Source organism: Bradyrhizobium centrolobii (genome assembly GCF_001641635.1).
GTDB lineage: Bacteria > Pseudomonadota > Alphaproteobacteria > Rhizobiales > Xanthobacteraceae > Bradyrhizobium > Bradyrhizobium centrolobii.
On sequence record NZ_LUUB01000021.1, the window covers coordinates 1 to 16865 of the forward strand.

General features: G+C 63.5%; 11 protein-coding genes. 5 read left to right on the forward strand and 6 right to left on the reverse strand.

Going from position 1 to position 16865, the window contains the following annotated elements; all coding sequences use genetic code 11:
• The 4 genes from AYJ54_RS02710 to AYJ54_RS02725 all read right to left on the reverse strand — a co-directional run.
• The coding region (locus tag AYJ54_RS02710; RefSeq protein ID WP_063696336.1) for a GDP-L-fucose synthase family protein at positions 1–676 on the reverse strand (676 nt) is incomplete at its 3' end.
• Positions 657–1727 carry a GDP-mannose 4,6-dehydratase gene (gmd, locus tag AYJ54_RS02715; protein ID WP_063696337.1) on the reverse strand — a complete coding sequence of 357 codons (1071 nt, stop codon included), beginning with the start codon at positions 1725–1727 and terminating at the stop codon, positions 657–659. The genes gmd and AYJ54_RS02710, both read right to left, overlap by 20 nt.
• A 237-nt stretch (positions 1728–1964) precedes the next feature.
• Positions 1965–3398: an MBOAT family O-acyltransferase gene (locus AYJ54_RS02720; protein ID WP_063696338.1), complete on the reverse strand. Its 1434-nt coding sequence runs from the start codon at positions 3396–3398 to the stop codon at positions 1965–1967.
• Positions 3398–4408 carry a hypothetical protein gene (locus tag AYJ54_RS02725; protein ID WP_136623396.1) on the reverse strand — a complete coding sequence of 337 codons (1011 nt, stop codon included), beginning with the start codon at positions 4406–4408 and terminating at the stop codon, positions 3398–3400. Before AYJ54_RS02725 ends, AYJ54_RS02720 begins: the two co-directional genes overlap by 1 nt.
• A 670-nt stretch (positions 4409–5078) precedes the next feature.
• Between AYJ54_RS02725 and asnB the strand changes: the two genes are divergently transcribed.
• The 3 genes from asnB to AYJ54_RS02740 all read left to right on the forward strand — a co-directional run bounded on the left by asnB (position 5079) and on the right by AYJ54_RS02740 (position 9878).
• Positions 5079–6863 carry an asparagine synthase (glutamine-hydrolyzing) gene (gene asnB / locus AYJ54_RS02730; RefSeq protein ID WP_063696340.1) on the forward strand — a complete coding sequence of 595 codons (1785 nt, stop codon included), beginning with the start codon at positions 5079–5081 and terminating at the stop codon, positions 6861–6863.
• Positions 6864–6873: 10 nt separating this feature from the next.
• Positions 6874–8040: a glycosyltransferase gene (locus tag AYJ54_RS02735; protein WP_063696341.1), complete on the forward strand. Its 1167-nt coding sequence runs from the start codon at positions 6874–6876 to the stop codon at positions 8038–8040.
• Between the two features lie 449 nt (positions 8041–8489).
• On the forward strand, positions 8490–9878 hold the full coding sequence (locus AYJ54_RS02740; protein WP_063696342.1) for a glycosyltransferase WbuB: 1389 nt from the start codon (positions 8490–8492) through the stop codon (positions 9876–9878).
• A 66-nt stretch (positions 9879–9944) separates the two neighbouring features.
• On the opposite strand, the gene AYJ54_RS02745 is transcribed toward AYJ54_RS02740, so the two are convergent.
• On the reverse strand, positions 9945–11222 hold the full coding sequence (locus AYJ54_RS02745) for a hypothetical protein (protein WP_063696343.1): 1278 nt from the start codon (positions 11220–11222) through the stop codon (positions 9945–9947).
• A gap of 312 nt (positions 11223–11534) precedes the next feature.
• Here AYJ54_RS02745 and AYJ54_RS02750 point away from each other — a divergent pair, with 312 nt between their 5' ends.
• Both AYJ54_RS02750 and AYJ54_RS02755 read left to right on the forward strand, forming a co-directional pair.
• On the forward strand, positions 11535–14102 hold the full coding sequence (locus tag AYJ54_RS02750) for a tetratricopeptide repeat protein (RefSeq protein WP_063696344.1): 2568 nt from the start codon (positions 11535–11537) through the stop codon (positions 14100–14102).
• A gap of 146 nt (positions 14103–14248) precedes the next feature.
• Positions 14249–15283 (forward strand): O-antigen ligase family protein, encoded by a 1035-nt coding sequence (locus AYJ54_RS02755; RefSeq protein ID WP_161491795.1) that lies wholly within the window; start codon positions 14249–14251, stop codon positions 15281–15283.
• A gap of 65 nt (positions 15284–15348) precedes the next feature.
• Here the strand turns inward: AYJ54_RS02755 and AYJ54_RS02760 are convergent, their stop codons facing one another.
• Positions 15349–16734, reverse strand: coding sequence for an acyltransferase family protein (locus AYJ54_RS02760; protein ID WP_161491796.1), 1386 nt, complete (start codon positions 16732–16734; stop codon positions 15349–15351).
• Between the last annotated feature and the right edge of the window lie 131 nt (positions 16735–16865).

Consider the following 16865-nt stretch of genomic DNA (forward strand, 5'->3'; position numbering starts at 1 on the left):
GGTGCACGCAGGCATCGGCCATGTCGTCGACATAGAGGAATTCGCGGCGCGGCGTGCCGGTGCCCCAGACCGCGACGGTGTTCGCGTCCGCGATCTTCGCCTCGTGAAAGCGCCGGATCAGGGCGGCGACCACGTGGCTGTATTCGGGATGATAATTGTCGCCGGGGCCGTAGAGATTGGTCGGCATCACGCTGATGAAGTCACATCGATACTGGCTGCGATAGGCCTCCGCCATCTTGATGCCGGCGATCTTGGCAATGGCATAGGGCTCGTTGGTCGGCTCCAGCGGTCCGGTCAGCATGGAGTCCTCGCGCAGCGGCTGGCTGGCGAGCTTCGGATAGATGCAGGAAGAGCCCAGGAACATCAGCTTCTCGGCGCCGTTCAGATGCGCGGCGTGGATCACGTTGGCCGCGATCGCGATGTTGTCGTAGATGAACTCGGCGCGCAGCGTGTCGTTGGCGAGGATGCCGCCGACCTTGGCGGCGGCGAGGAAGATCACCTGCGGCCGCACCTTCGCGAACCAGTCGAACACCGCGGCCTGGTCGCAGAGATCGACCTCGCGCCGGTCCACGGTGACGAGCCTGACGTCCTCCCGCACAAGCGCACTGCCGACCATGCCGCGATGGCCGGCGACGTAGACGCTCTTGCCCGTCAGCTCAAACCGTACGTTTGCCATGGGCGGCTTCCTGTCGTGCCTCCGTCAGATCGCTTGCCACCATCTCCTCGACGAGCTCGGCAAAGGTCCGCTTCGGTGTCCAGCCGAGCGTGTCGCGGGCCTTGCTGGCATCGCCGATGAGGAGATCGACCTCGGTGGGACGGAAGTAGGTGGGATCGATCCGCACCACGGTCTTGCCGCTCCTGGCATCGATGCCGGTCTCATCCACGCCCTTGCCGCGCCATTCGATGCGGCGGCCGACTTGCGCGAACGAGAGCTCGACCATCTCGCGCACCGAGCGCGTCTCGCCGGTGGCGAGCACGAAGTCGTCGGGCTTGTCCGCCTGCAGGATCATGTGCATGCCCTCGACATAATCCTTGGCATGGCCCCAGTCGCGCTTGGCCTCGAGATTGCCGAGATAGAGCGTGTCCTCGAGCCCGACCTCGATGCGGGCGACGCCGCGGGTGATCTTGCGGGTGACGAAGGTCTCGCCGCGGATCGGGCTCTCGTGATTGAACAGGATGCCGTTGGAGGCGAACATGCCGTAGGCCTCGCGGTAGTTCACCGTGATCCAGTAGCCGTAGAGTTTCGCCACGCCGTACGGCGAGCGCGGATAGAACGGCGTGGTCTCCTTCTGCGGGATCTGCTGCACGAGGCCGTAGAGCTCGGAGGTCGAGGCCTGGTAGAACCGCGTCTCCTTCTCCATGCCGAGGATGCGGATCGCCTCCAACAGGCGCAGCACGCCGATGGCGTCGGCGTTGGCGGTGTATTCGGGGCTTTCGAAGCTGACCGCGACGTGGCTCTGGGCGGCGAGATTGTAGATCTCGGTCGGCCGGATCTGCTGCACCAGGCGGATCAGATTGGTCGAGTCGGTCATGTCGCCGTAATGCATCAGGAACGGCACGTTGCCGACATGCGGGTCCTGATACAGGTGATCGACGCGCGCGGTGTTGAACGACGACGAGCGCCGCTTGATGCCGTGCACGACATAGCCGAGCGACAGCAGATACTCGGCGAGATAGGCGCCGTCCTGGCCGGTCACGCCGGTGATGAGAGCGATCCGCTCACTCATGTACGCACTTGCTCCCGCGACAGCCCCGTGATGGGCGTTGTCTTCCACTTGCACTCAAAGCCCCGCCCTTCTTTGACATATCGACCGCCGGGGTCAACCCAATACGGCGATGCGATCGAGAATTTTTCCGAAACACGCGGCGATGATCCGGCTCAGTCCACGATGCGGCCTACCTAGTCCGTCGCGAAATACGCGTCCGCGGCCCCTGTCCATGCCGATCGTCGCGCATCGGACGCTTCAAAACTGGAAGTAGATGAATTCGGCGTGCCCGAAGATGCCGAACAGCACGATGTAATAGGCGAGCGCAACGCCAACGCCGGTCGACAGCCAGCGCATCTCGCCGAACGCCTGAAGCCGCTGCGGCCGGAACGCCAGGTGGAAGTCGATGACCAAGAGGATCGCGAGCGAGACGGCGAGCATCACGAGCTCGACGCTGGCAAGACCAAGCATCTTCAGCGTGAAATAGGAAACAGGCCCGAGATCGCCCAGGCTTCGCAAGGTGACCAATGCGTTTGCAAGACTGGCTGACCGGAAGAATATCCATCCGACGAGCACGATGGATATCATCCAGATCCAGCCCAGCAGCCGACGGCTCGTCTCGCCGAGCCTTGCTTCCGGTTTCGCCAATCTCGCAAAAATGCGCTCGATCACGAGACAGACGCCGTGCAGCGCGCCCCAAGCGACGAACGTCCAGGCCGCACCATGCCAGATGCCGCTGACCGTGAACACGATGAGCAGATTGCGCGCCGTAGTACCTTCAGCGCCCCGGCTGCCGCCGAGCGGAATGAACAGATAGTCGCGAAACCAGGTCGACAGCGAGATATGCCAGCAGCGCCAGAACTCGCCCAGGCTCGTGGCGAAATATGGCTGCCGGAAGTTGATCATGAGATCGAACCCCATGATGCGCGCCGTTCCCCGCGCAACGTCCGAATATCCCGAGAAGTCGCAATAGATCTGAATCGCGAACAGCACCGCTGCGAGCAGTTGATAGCCGCCGGAATATTGCGCCGGGCCGGCATAGATGCCATTCACCACCGGCGCGACGACATCGGCGATGCACATCTTCTTGAAGAGACCGTAACCGACCAGGAACAGGCCGGACGTGACATTGCGATAGGCAAGCCGATGCGTGATCCGGAACTGCGGCAGCATGTGCCCCGCGCGCTCGATTGGGCCGGCGATCAGTTGCGGAAAGAAGCTCACATATTGCGCGTAGGTGAGGAAGTCGCGCTCGGCTTCGACCCGGCGATTATAGACATCGAGCGTGTAGCCGACCGACTGGAACGTGTAGAAGGAGATGCCGAGCGGGAGCACCAGGCCCAGGGCATAGTCCGGGATCACATATCCGAACAGCCCGGCGACGCCGATCACGTTGGAGATCATGAAGTCCAGGTACTTGATCGTTGCCAGCACGCCGAGATTGATCGACAGCGCGATGATCATCGCGGCCTTGCGTCCCGCCTCGGTGCGGGACCGCGCCATCATCAGCGCGGTGGTGTAGTCCACGATCGTCGTCAGGCCGAGCAGCAGCCCGAAGGAAGGCCGCCAGCTCATGTAGAAGATGTAGCTGGCAATCAGCAGCACGACCGGCTGGGTTCGCGGCGGCAACGAAAAGAACGCAACCAGGAACGTCACGAAGAACGCCAGGAACTCGAAGGAGTTGAAGAGCATCAGTCAAATGCTCCGCTATCCCTGAGCAATTTGGCGAGATCCGCCGTATAGACCTGCGCGCCCGCAGGATTCATGTGCTGCGGATCGGCGAAGAGCGCAGGCGGATAGGTGAAATAGTCCGGTCCCAGCACGCGAATGAGCGGATGATCCGAGATGGTCGTCAGTTTCGCATTGTCGGCGGGCGGCAGCGGAGCGGCCTCGCCGGCCCGGAAGAAAAGCGGGACAAGGAGAATTTGAAAACGGTATTGTCGCGCCAGCTGCTCGAGACGGGCGCGCGCCACCGACTTTTCGGGGATCACACGTATCTCGGCGCGGGCGGGATGATCGGCCGGCAAGGCGTAATCGTCGGGAAGACGATCGCCGGGGTAGTGACTTTGCGACTTGATGAAGTACCAGCCCCGATCGTTGAGCATGGCCGAACGCTGGATCTCCACGTCGCGGACCGCATCCGACAGCCGATTTCTGTTCTGGACGACGAAAAGCGCGGTGTCGCGCGGCAGGTTGCGGAACGGAAACAGCGTGCTTGCCAGGGCGTTGTCATCGCGCACGACGTCGGCGAAACCAGCGGCCTCGCGCTTGTCGTCCCAGGGGATGGTCAGCAGCAGATGCGTCGGCACGTTGCCGGCTGAGAGCGCAGCTTCCAGAATGGGGAGAAAGTGCACCTCGCCGGGCAAGCCCAGATTGTACGACCTGAAGCCGGGTCCGACCGCAGCATCGAGCTCACGCGGCCGCAAGGCGGACAGAAGCTTACTGTGGCCGAAGACCATCACCCGATTGCGGTCTTGCGGTCCGAACATCGCGCCTTTCACGAGCGTATCGAACTTCGCGTCCGCGATGACGACCGACCCCGGACGCAGGAAGGGCAAGAGGACGTAGGCCGCGTAAAGAGACAGCCACACCGCGCCAAGCAGCACAACGAAGGCGGCGACGGGCATCAGCCAGGGCGTGGCAGCGGTGGCAGTCTTGCTCTGCTCGCTGGCTGCGGTCGATGACAGCGACGAGCCGGCCATCACCGTCGTTCGTTCCGGCGTCTCCGAGACAAGCGATATCCGATCAGAGGTTTGGCGCCGGCGCGGCTTGTACATTTCCTGTGCAACTCACGGGACAAGGCAATGGGAAAATCGGATGCCGGTGGATTGGCGAAAGAACCGCTTTTCCCGAACAGCAAGACCGCGCGCACCGGCCCTGGCAGGATCGGCAAGAGCCACTCAATCCCTGTTACCATCATGTTACGTTTGCCGGCAGCGAGTATCAAATAAACATTACAGTTTGACGATACTCATCGCAGGACATTTGCGCTGCGTCCGTGCATTGCGATGCACGATAACATTGGATAGACAGGCCGTCGCCTGCAGGGCACGAGCCGAGGAGATGATATCCCAGGTGATGAGATTTCGGAGCGGATCATTGCAGCAGCGGTCACATCTCCATCGGCAACAGACGACGGCGCACGCATGCCGATCTCCTTTGCCGACGCGGGCGAACTCGGGATTGCGACGTATGCGTGGTGGGCGCCGGGCCGGTCGCCGTCACCCTCGCCCAGCCTCCGCCACACCGCCGGCTCCAGGCCTCGCCACGGCCTTGCGAAGGCCTGCCATCAACGCCGGATCATCCGAGGGCAGCGTGACGCACCGACACACGAACACATCAGAGCATCCCTCGACAGCGGAAGACTGAACCATGTGCGGAATTAACGGTGCCTTTGCCTACCGCGCGGAAGCGCCACCGATCGACCGGGCCGAGCTGCTGCGCGTACGCGACACCATGCTTGCGCGCGGGCCGGACGCCGCCGGCCTGTGGCTCTCCGACGACGGGCGCGTCGGCTTCGGGCATCGGCGCCTCGCCATCATCGATCTCAGCGAGGGCGGCGCGCAGCCTATGCTGGACCCCGACACCGGCAACTGGATCTGCTTCAACGGCGAGATCTACAACCACCAGCAGCTCCGCGCCCGCTTGAACCGCGACGGCGTCGCGACGCGCACCCAGTCGGACACGGAGGTCCTGCTCAGGCTTTACGCCCAGCGCGGCGAAGGCATGTTCTCCGAGCTGCGCGGCATGTATGCCTTCGCGCTCTGGGACGCACGCCGGCGCGAGTTGCTGCTGGCGCGCGATCCGTTCGGCATCAAGCCCTTGTATGTGGCGGATGACGGCGCCACCGTGCGCTTCGCCTCCCAGGTCAAGCCGCTGCTCCAGACGCCGGTCGACTGCAGGCCCGAGCCGGCGGGCCATGCCGGCTTCCTGCTGTGGGGCTCGGTGCCTGAGCCCTACACCCTCTATCGCGGTATTCGCGCGCTGCCGCCCGGGCATTGGCAACGTTTCAGCGCCGAGGGCGCCGGTCGGCCGGTGCGCTTCGCGAACATCGTGGATGCGCTCGGTCGCCTGCCCTCGGCCACAGGCGCGAAAACCGACGAGGCGCTCGATCAGATTGCCGCGGCGGTCAAGGACAGCGTGACCGCGCACATGGTCGCCGACGTGCCCGTCGGCGTGTTCCTGTCGGCCGGATTGGATTCGACCATGCTGGCGGCCTGTGCGGCAAGCGCCGGCGAGCTGCGGACGCTGACCCTGGGCTTCGACGAATATGCAGATAGCCCCAACGACGAGGCGGGATTGGCCGATGAGGTCGCCGGCCTGCTCCAGGCAAAGCATGCAGCGCATCGTATTTCCGCGCGCGACTTCGAGCGCGACCGGCAGCGGCTGATCGACGCGATGGATCAGCCCTCGATCGACGGCATCAACGTCTGGTTCGTCTCCAAGGCTGCCGCCGCGCAGGGGCTGAAGGTCGCGATCTCCGGACTCGGCGGCGACGAGCTGTTCGGCTCCTACCCGAGCTTCCAGCAGGTGCCACGCCTGGTGAAGCTGATGCGGCGCACGCCGATCCGCGAACGCACCGGCGTGCTGCTGCGCTATCTGGCCCGGCCTTTCGCTGCGACCTTGCCATCGCCCAAATATGCCAGCCTCGCCGAATACGGCCACAGCCTGCCGGGCGCCTATTTGTTGCGCCGGGCGCTGCACATGCCTTGGGAGCTCGCGGGCCTGATGGACCCGGCAATGGCCAAAGACGGGCTGGAAGAGCTCGCGACCATGAACAGCCTCGATGCCAGCATCGACGGCCTCGACAGCGACCGCCTCGCGGTGTCCGCGCTCGAAATGCAATGGTACATGCGCAACCAGTTGCTGCGCGATGCTGATTGGGCCGGCATGGCGCATTCGCTCGAGATCCGTGTTCCCCTGGTCGATCTGCAACTGCTGCAGAACTTCGTGAAGCTTCCCGACTTCGATGCCAAGACCGAGAAGCGCACCATCGTCAGGCGCGTTGCGCCCGAACTGCCGGAAGGCGTGCTGAACCGGCCCAAGACCGGCTTTGCCGTGCCGATCCATCAATGGCTCAACCCGGGCGCGGCTAGCGGCGTCATGCGGCATCGCGACTGGGCGACGACGCTTTATCGACATTTCGCCGCAGCATGAGGGGGCATCAATGAAGCTGCTGCACCTGATCTCTTCCGTCGATCCGCGCAATGGCGGGCCCATCGAGGGCGTACGGCAGCGCGGATTGCGACTGCTCGAGATGGGGCATCAGGTCGAAGTGGCCTGCATGGATGATCCACGAGCGCCTCACGTGGGAGCCTTTCCGCTTCCCGTCCACGCCCTTGGACCCTCGCGCGCCAATTACCATTACGCAGCCCCGCTCCGCCCGTGGCTACGCGCTCATGCCAAAGCCTTCGACGCCGTCGTCGTGAACGGCATCTGGCAATATCACAGCTTTGCCGCCTGGCAGGTTCTGCGCGAGTTGCGGCAGCCCTATGTCGTGTTCACGCACGGCATGCTTGATCCCTGGTTCAAGCGGAACTATCCGCTCAAGCACGTGAAAAAATGCCTTTATTGGCCCTGGGCCGAATACCGGGTCCTGCGCGACGCCGCCGCCGTGCTGTTCACGAGCGAGGATGAGCGGCTGCTTTCGCGTGAATCGTTCTGGCCGTACCGGGCGCGCGAAGTCGTGGTGTCCTACGGCACCCAGTTGCCGCCGCAGGATGCGCCCTCGCTCCGCCAGAGCTTCCTCGCTACCCATCCCGAACTGCGCGGCAAGCGCGTACTGCTCTTTCTCGGGCGGCTGCACGAAAAGAAGGGCTGCGACCTATTGGTCGAAGCATTCGCCGAGGTGGCCGCCAAGGAGCCCCGCCTGCATCTGCTCATGGCCGGGCCGGATCAGACCGGATGGGTTGATGGGCTCAAGGCTCGGGCCCGGGCTTCGGGCGTGGCTGACCGGATCACGTGGCCCGGCATGGTTCAAGGCAATGCCAAATGGGGCGCGTTCTACAGCAGCGAAGCGTTCGTGCTGCCGTCACATCAGGAGAACTTCGGCATCTCGGTCGCGGAAGCCTTGGGCTGCGGCCTGCCCGTGCTGATCTCCGACAAGGTCAACATCTGGCGCGAAGTCCAGGCAGCGAACGCCGGTCTCGTCGCCGAGGACTCCCGCGCGGGCACGCTCGAAAACATGCGGGCGTGGCTGGCACTGTCGCCGGAAAGCCGCGGAGCGATGGGCCAGCGAGGCCGCACGCTGTTCGCGGACCGCTTCAGCATCGACAAGATGGCAACGGCATTGATCGATGTTGTCCGCGACGTGCGATCGTCTCTGCGCTCGTAATCCAACATCTGACGTCGGAAGCAACTTGAGCCAGGGAATGATATCCCGGGCTGCAGACGTCGCCATCGCGGTTTTACGACGCACGGCCCGCCAGCCTTATATCGCGGTCGTACAGCCGCCCAGCCTCGGATGCGCCGCCGGCGCAACGCCGAGCTTCGCGCTTTCCCGCGCATCTCCATTCAATTCACGTAATGATAATGTCTCGCCGAGCGTTACTTGTCGTATCGTTATTGTGATATTGTCACATGCATAATGATATCAGACACGCCCATGCGCAGAAGGAAGCGCGCTGAGGTCGACCCTAGCCGGGATCCTCGCGGACACGGCTTCACCCCCAGACACGTTCCGTCCTGCGCGGCGCCATGACCGATCCCCTAACCGGCTCGGCAGGCCAGGATTTGTCGGGGCCGGTCGAAACTTCCCGTTTCGGCCGAAGAATGAGGGCGGTCATGCGGATATTGGTGATAGGGATAAACTATGCCCCTGATCTGATCGGCGTTGCGAAATACACCACAGAGTTCTGCGAGAACCTCGCCGACTGGGGCCACGAGGTCCGCGTGGTCACCGCCCCGCCCTATTATCCCGACTGGAGCATCCCACCGGCTTATCGTTCCCTATGGTATCGCCGTGAGCGTCTGAACGATGTCGACGTTATCAGGGCACCGATCTACGTACCGGGCAAGCCTTCCGGCGCGAGGCGGCTGCTTCACCACGCCTCCTTCCTCGTCTCGGCCGCCGCGCCCCTGCTGTCGAGCGCGCTGTGGTGGCGTCCCGATATCGTATTCGTGGTGGCACCATCCCTGCTCTCCGCGCCCATGGCGGCGCTGGCCGCGAGCGTCTCCGGCGCATCCTCCTGGGTCCACGTTCAGGATCTCGAAGTGGACGCCGCGTTCGAAGTCGGGCTGCTCCGCAGCGGCGTGACGCGCAGGGTGATGGCCACGGTGGAACGATGGATCCTGCGTTCCTTCGACCGCGTCTCCACGATTTCGGCGCAGATGGTCCGGCGTCTCGAGCACAAGGGCATCACGCCGGCACGCTTGCGCGAGTTCAGGAACTGGATCGATACGAGCCTCGTCCGCCCCGGCAGCAATCAGACGCAGCTCCGCGCCGAACTGGGGCTGGCACCAAATGATGTCGTGGCGCTCTACTCGGGCGCGATGTCGAACAAGCAGGGGCTGGAGCTGGTCGTCGAAGCCGCCACCGCGCTCAAGGACAGCCACCCCGCGGTGAAATTCGTACTTTGCGGCAACGGCCCGGTCAAACCGGCGCTGATGCAGCAGGCCGCCGGTCTGCCCAACGTAGCGTTCCTCGACCTGCAGCCGCTCGACCGTGTCTCGGAACTGCTCAACACCGCCGACATCCAGCTACTGCCGCAGAAGGGCGAGATCGCCGATCTGGTTCTGCCATCCAAGCTGGCCGGCATGCTCGCTTCCGGACGGCCGCTGATCGCGATGGCCGAGCCGGGCACGGGGATCGCGTCCGAGGTGGACGGTGCCGGTCTCGTCATTGCGCCGGGCGACGCCGGCGCGCTCGCGTCCGCCGTGATTGCGCTGGCGCAAGACGCGGCATTGCGGTCACGCCTCGGCGCCGTCGCGCGCGCGCGTGCCGAGCAAAAATGGGACCGCGTCTCGATCATCCGGTCGCTCGAACGCGAGTTCATGGCTCTTCCGCAACGGATCGCTGCAGCCGCGCAGCCCATGCCGCAGCCGGCGATGCCGGCGCGCCCCATCGAGCAGGTTACGACCGGCAGCCGGCGGCGGCCGGAGTCGTCGGGCCGGCTGTTCCCGCGACCATCGATGCGCCCTCAGGCGAGAGGTATCAGCTCCGGAAAGGAGTAGATTGAGACGAGATCTTCGCGGATCTTCCCTGTCGCGGCGGATACTTTGCTGGTTGCTCGGGGCGGATCAGCTCCGGCGGCGCAAGTAGCGGTGCCCAACATAGAGTCCGACAACGTTGAGGACCACCTCGCCCGCGGCGAAAGCATAAACGTGAAGTGTCGAAATCAGCGCATAGCTCGCGAGGATTCCCGCGACCGATCCCACGGCAAGAGCCCAGGCGCTGGCGCCATAGGCTCCGAGCGCGGCCAGGCCCTGCATCATCATCAATAGCAGCGACATCGTCAGGATCGTGGGCATGAAGCCGGCAATGGTGATCGCGGCGCGATGCAGGCTGAAGTCCGGCACCGCCGCAGCGATGCCCGCAACAGCGGTGGCGCCAAGCGCGAACACCACAGCGCAATAGAGCGCCATCCGCTGCGCGCCAAGCATGCTGACGAGACTGTTCTTTCCGGTTCCCGACAGTTTCTCGACGAGGCCAGGGAATTCAACGCGCAGAACAAATCCGATGATCTGGGTCGCCGCCGTCACGACCTGCTTGGCGTAGACGAACAGCGCGGTCATCTCCGCGCCAAGATAGGCCGAGCTCAACACGAGCTGAGCTCGCATGTTGATCTGCCCCGGCAGGAGCTGGAACGATAACGCCCCACCGTCTCTGAGCGCGCTGACCAATCCCGCGCGCGTCAATTTCTGTAGCTGCGGGTACCAGCCTTTGCGCGCCAGCGCCGTCCATTGCGCGACCAGCGTCGAGAGATATCCGGTCGAGAAAGCGCCGCCCAGGATCGCGCCGGCCGTCTCGGCAGATTTGTGGCTTGCCAGCGCAAGTCCGGCGGCCGTCACCATGTAGGCCGCCGATCCCGTAATCCCGCTGACGCCGCTGAGCCTCAAACCGTCGAGCAGGCCAACGCCGTTCACGGCCCAGAGCAACAATCCGGGAAGCGCAAGCGCGACGTACCATCGCGAAAAGCCGTCGGACGAAAATCCCCAGACATAAACGATAGCAGCCGCACCGATCAGCGAGGCTACCGCGAGCCTGATCGCGCTCGTCTCGCAAAAGACCCGCCATACCTGCTCGCGTGACGTCCGCCCGGACGACCAATGCGCGACGGCGCGGGCGAGTGTCGTACTCGCCCCGACATCGACCAGAATGATGCCCAGGATGGCAAAGGAATAATGCGTACCGAATGCCGCGAGGAGCTCATACTCGCCCGCCGCCACGAGCATGGTCTGGACAAGGAAGATCGCGCCTTGACCGAGCCCGAGCCCGGCAACCAGCAAACCGACGTTGACGATCTGTCGCCATCGGCCGCGAGCGGACGCCAGCAGACCGGCGACACGCCGTCGCATAGGGGGCGATGACGACTTCGTGGACCCCTGTGCTCCCGCTGACGCACTGACGCTCGCCGCACTCGTTTCAAGCATGATGTTTTCTAGAGAACCCGCACGCCCGCTGGGGCGCCGGCCCGATCTTCCCAGCTTAAGTCACACTGCGTGATACCTTTACTATTGTGAATATGACGGCGTGATATCGCATGTTCACATATAATCTCAACCAGCATTTCTGATGTCACAGTCCCGTACAATTGGAGACATAGAAGACCGGATCGGGCACCAGCGGAGCGAAGCACGCGGCTGGATATCCACGGCACGGTTTGAGCGATGCGCAAAGAGGGACAGATACTGGATCGGGCGCTTTCCCTGCACGACAAGGGAGATATCGCCGGCGCCGCCAAACTGTACCGGCGCATCATCGCTGCCAATCCCAACAATCACGCGGCGTTGCACTTTTTGGGCGTGGCCGAGGCCACGGGGGGAAATATCGCCCGCGCCAAGTCGCTGATGAAGCGCTCGCTGGAGTCCAAGCCGGTCAATTTGCAGTTCATCGAGAACTACGCTGCCATCCTGCATCGGGCCGGCGAGCACGACGAGCTGATCCGGCTGTGCCAGCACGGCCTGCAATTCGCACCAAGCAGCCTCGGGCTGCTGCACGCAGGCGCGGCCGGCCTCCTGGCACTCGGCCGCTATCCGGAAGCCATCGAACGGCTGACGCGGCTCGCGACCCATCATCCCCGCCATTTCCCGGCGCACTTCATGCTGGGCTCCGCGCTGGCGAAGACGCGGCAGTACGAACCCGCGCTCGCGTCCTATGACCGCGCCTTGCAGCTACGGCCGCAGCTTGCCGAAGCCCATCTCGACAAGGGCACGATCCACTTCACGACCCGCCGCTATGACGATGCGCTTCTCGCCTATGACGAGGCTCTCGCACTTCGGCCCGATTTCGCCGGGGCGGCGCTCGGCCGCTGCTACACGCTGATCCAATTGGGCCGGCGCGAGGACGCGCTGGCCGCCGCCGACCTCGCCTTGCGGCTGCAACCGAACCTGGCCGAGGCCTGGATCGGCCGCGGCAATGCCCTGCTTGATCTCGGTCACCTCGACGAAGCAGCGGCAGCTTACGATCGCGCGCTCGCGGCCCGGCCCCAGCTCGCAGCGGCCTGGTGCGGCCAGGGCAACGTGCTGCTGCGATCCGGACGCCAGAGAGACGCGGAAATCGCCTTCGACCGCGCCATCGCGGCGGATGCCGCGTTCGCCGAGGCCTGGCTCGGCCGCGGAACGCTGGCGCTTTCGCTTGGTCGCCACGACGAGGCGTCGGTCGCGCTCGACCGGGCGATTGGCCTCAATCCGAACCTTGCGGACGCCTGGCTCGCCAAGGGCCAGGTCGCCTATCTCGAGAAGCGCTACGACGAGGCGTTGACGGCGTGGAATAGCGTGCTCGCCCTCAACCCGGATCATTCGGCGGTCGCCGCCGCGTGTCTGCGCATCAAGATGCATCTCTGTGACTGGGCCGATTTCGAGCCTGCTTGCGCATCCCTGAGATCAGCCGTTCGCAGCGGGAAGATCGTGGCACCGTTCATGTTCGTTGCGGTTCCGTCCACGACGGCGGAGCAGCTTCAATGCGCGCAGTCGTGGGTCGCACAGAGCTTCCGCTTTCAGAACGCTCCGGTCTGGCACGGTGAGCGTCGCGACCACGACCGCATCCGCATCGGCTATCTCTCCGCGGATTTTCATCAGCATGCGACCTCGCAATTGATGGCGGGCGTGTTCGAGCATCACGACAGGGCGCGCTTCGAGGTCAGCGCAATCTCGATCGGCCCGAACGACGGCTCGGACATGCGCCGGCGGATCGAAGCGGCATTCGACCGCTTTGTCGACGCCAGGCTGCGCGGCGATGCCGATATCGCCGAGCTCGTGAAGGCTCTGGGGATCGACATCTTGGTCGACCTGAAGGGATATACCCAGGACGCGCGCATCGGCATTTTGGCCATGCGCCCCGCTCCGATCCAGGTCAACTATCTCGGTTTTCCAGGCACCATTGGCGCCGGCTTCATCGACTACATCATTGCCGACCGGCACGCCATTCCCGAGGAAGATTTCGCCGCTTACGCGGAGAAGGTCGTCTGGCTGCCGGAAAGCTATCAGGCGAACGACCGCAATCGCGCCATCGCGGACGCGCCCCCCGTCCGCGCCGCGCAAGGACTTGCCGAGGACGCCTTCGTCTTCTGCTGCTTCAACGACAACTACAAGATCACGCCCGACGTCTTCTCCTCCTGGATGCGGATACTCACCACTGTAGAGAACAGCGTGCTTTGGCTGTTCGAGGACAATCGGAGGGCAGCGGACAATCTTCGCCGCGAGGCGGCGGCAAGAGGCGTCGCGCCGGAGCGGCTCGTCTTCGCCAGCCGGCTACCCACCCCCGATCATCTTGCGCGGCATCGCTGCGCGGATCTTTTCCTCGATACGCTTCCCTACGGTGCCCATACCACGGCGAGCGATGCGCTCTGGACTTGCCTGCCGGTCGTGACCTGCCTCGGCGAGACATTCGCCGGCCGCGTCGGCGCGAGCCTGCTCAACGCTATCCGCCTGCCGGAGCTGGTCACCACCACGCCGGCCGCCTACGAGCAATTGGCGATCGCGCTCGCGCGCGATCCTCAGCGGCTTACCGCACTCAGAGCGAAACTGGCGCTCAATCGGTTGCGAACGCCATTGTACGACACCGAGCAGTTCACCCGCGACATCGAGGCAGCCTACTTCGCCATGGTGGAACGGCAACGTGCGGGGCTTCCGCCCGACCGTATTCGTGTGGAGCGATCGACGGCCGAAAGCTGGCCGGCCGTAACGCCAGGTCCGGTGCGTGCGACCGCCCCCGCGGCATCGGACATCCGGGCATGACCTTTCGCAACGATCGCATCTCCGTGATTGCCGCCTCAGCGGCCTTCTCGGCATGGTGCGCGCTTTTGAGCTATCCCATGATCAGCGAGAGTTACGCGCTCTACGCGACTTGCCAGGCCATCGGACTGGGTCTGTTCATTGTGACGATGACCCTCGCCTATTCTGGCCGTTTCGCTGCGACCGCGGCCAGCATGGACCATGCCCAGATCATCACCTTCCTGATCATCTATCTGTCCCTTCCACTTCAACTGCACGACGGTGAATTGGATATCCTCAGCGGGATTTTCTATACGTGCCTCCTGCCGCTCATGGCGCTGACGCTGTCGGTCCTCTGGACGATGCAGCCTGCCGATTTCGAGCGCTGCATGACCGTTACCTCGATTGTGCTGTGCCTGTTCGGCATTTCTGCAATCGCGGTCTATGGATGGCCGGAGGGCCGGACCATTGGCGGCCTTCTTCACCCGAACCTTTATTCGGCCCCCCTGCTCGCTGCATTCGTGTTTTCGCAATTTCGTCCCGGCATGGTCGGGATCATCGTGCGCATCCTGTGCTTTGGAATGATTGCACTGGTCAGTTCGCGCTACGCTCTGATCGGCTGCGTGATCGCGCTCGTGCTGCATGAAATGACGTTCGACCCGCTGAGCCCGACGAAACTTGCAGTGCCAGTCATTGCGCTCGCTGCAGGCATCGTTTTCTGGCCGCAGATCGCTGCCATCATAGCGCTCGACGACCCCGACCGTGGCACGTCCTCGGGCTTCACAGGACGCGATGACCTCTGGCAGCTCGCGCTGGATGCAATCACCGACAGTCCGTTCGGCGTTGGCTTCAAGCGTGCAATCGGGAACGAGGGGGGCCACAACGGCTATCTCAAACTCCTCGTGGAGTTCGGCGTTCCCGGCGGCGCAGTGCTCATCTCGCTTCTTGCATATAGCATCGTTGCCGCCTGTATTGTCGCCTGCTCGGCTGCCGGAAAGAGCCGGCAACAGCATCGGTTCGACTGCGCCCGCTTTGGCGGCATGGGCGCCTTGTATTTTGGCGCGTTCTTCCAGCCACAGGTCTTCAGCCTCGGCGATGCCTTCGCGGTATCCTTCATGCTCTTGTTGTTCAAGCCAGGACTGACATCGAGTCAGGCCCGAGACCCGATCGTGGCGGGAGGGCGAACGCAGCTACGGCAACGTTAGACGGCACGAACCGCGAAAAGCCCGTGCGTTCGCCGGGCGCGGCCCGCGTCAGCCTTGCCGAACTTTCAGATCTCGGCTGCGGATCGATTGAACCGCGGCCTCGCGACGAGCCGGAGAGCTCGATGCCACAGCGCCGCTGGCCATTTGGAATCCATGCAGGGGCGCTCGACCAGCACATAAAAGAGCATTCCCACCAGCAAGACGATTGGCACCAGGACGGCCCAGGAGATCAACCAAGCCTCGGCCAAAGACCTGAACGCGACAAACTTCGCCAGGATCTGGGCCGTAGCGTGAGCGACCGGCAAATGGACGAGGTATATTGAGTAGCAGGCCCCCCCGATCAGCGCGATCCAGGGAAGCCCCAGGAACGCCTTCGACCAAGTTCCCCGGGCCGCCGCCATGAACAGGAGCAGGATGCAGGTCGCCCGGAAGAGATCGTTGGCCACTTCGAGGTGAAAAGGCAGATTGAGCTGCAGATTGAACTGTACGGCTCCCGTGAACAGGACGCCGACCAGTCCGAATACAAATCCGATGTCGAAAACCGCCCTGCGCGGCAAGGCGAATACGTTCTTCCAAAGGCTGTAATCGCACGCGACGATACCGAGCATGAAACCGTAGGACTCGGCCAAGAGCGTGTTTCTAAGTACGCCCGTTCGCTCCAAACGGTCCGAAATGACCTCGCCGAGCACCAGGAGAACGACCGTGAGGGCCGAGCCGACCGCGATGCGAAGCCGATGGGTACGGATCCTGCCGTAGACGTACAGGATCATCGGGGCAAGGATGTAGAACTGAACCTCTCTTTCCAGTGACCACGTGGGCGGGTTTAGCCGAGGATGCTCACCGAACACGAGCGAATGCGAGTAGGTCAGGCTGGCTATCAGGCTCTGCCAAAGGGGCGCCTCCGTGAAGTAAAAATTTGGCGCCTCGGTCGGCGCGGGAACGACCGCGAGCACCGCAAAACAGCCCAACATCGCCAGGATGTAGGGAGGCTCTAACCTGGTAAGGCGCCGCAAGAAGAAATGTTTGAGAGACGGCGGCCTTCCCGACAGGAACGGATATGCAATGATGTATCCGCTGATGAAGAAGAACAGTGAAACGCCTAGCGATCCGTGCGGCAGATACTGCGCGATCGCAGCCTCGGCGCTGGAGGGATGCTGATAGAGCCGCTCACCGCGCGTCCCCGCATGATAGATCAGCACCGAGAAAATCGCGAGGAACCTTAGACCGTCGATCTGCGGGACGTATGTGGTGCTCGTCGTGACGCGAGACAGCGTGGCCGGAAGTCTCCCTAGCCAGGAAAGCACATGATGCTCCGATTTATCTTCGGCAGCACCTGATGGAGGCGGCAGGACCATCTCCTCGTCGGCGGCGCGGGCTTTCAGCGCGATCGGAATGCCATCGGGGCCGGCTGGGTTCACGATTGAACCGGCATCATTGAGGCGGGTTAACATGATCAACAACCTTCCCCGGCTACCCGGCCAGCCCGAGCGGCATTGCCGTCGTGGCGTTATCTCGATCATGTTGTTATGAGAATATCTGTCCAGCTTCAATGTTATTATTAACGTTGCAGGATTTTTGGTTC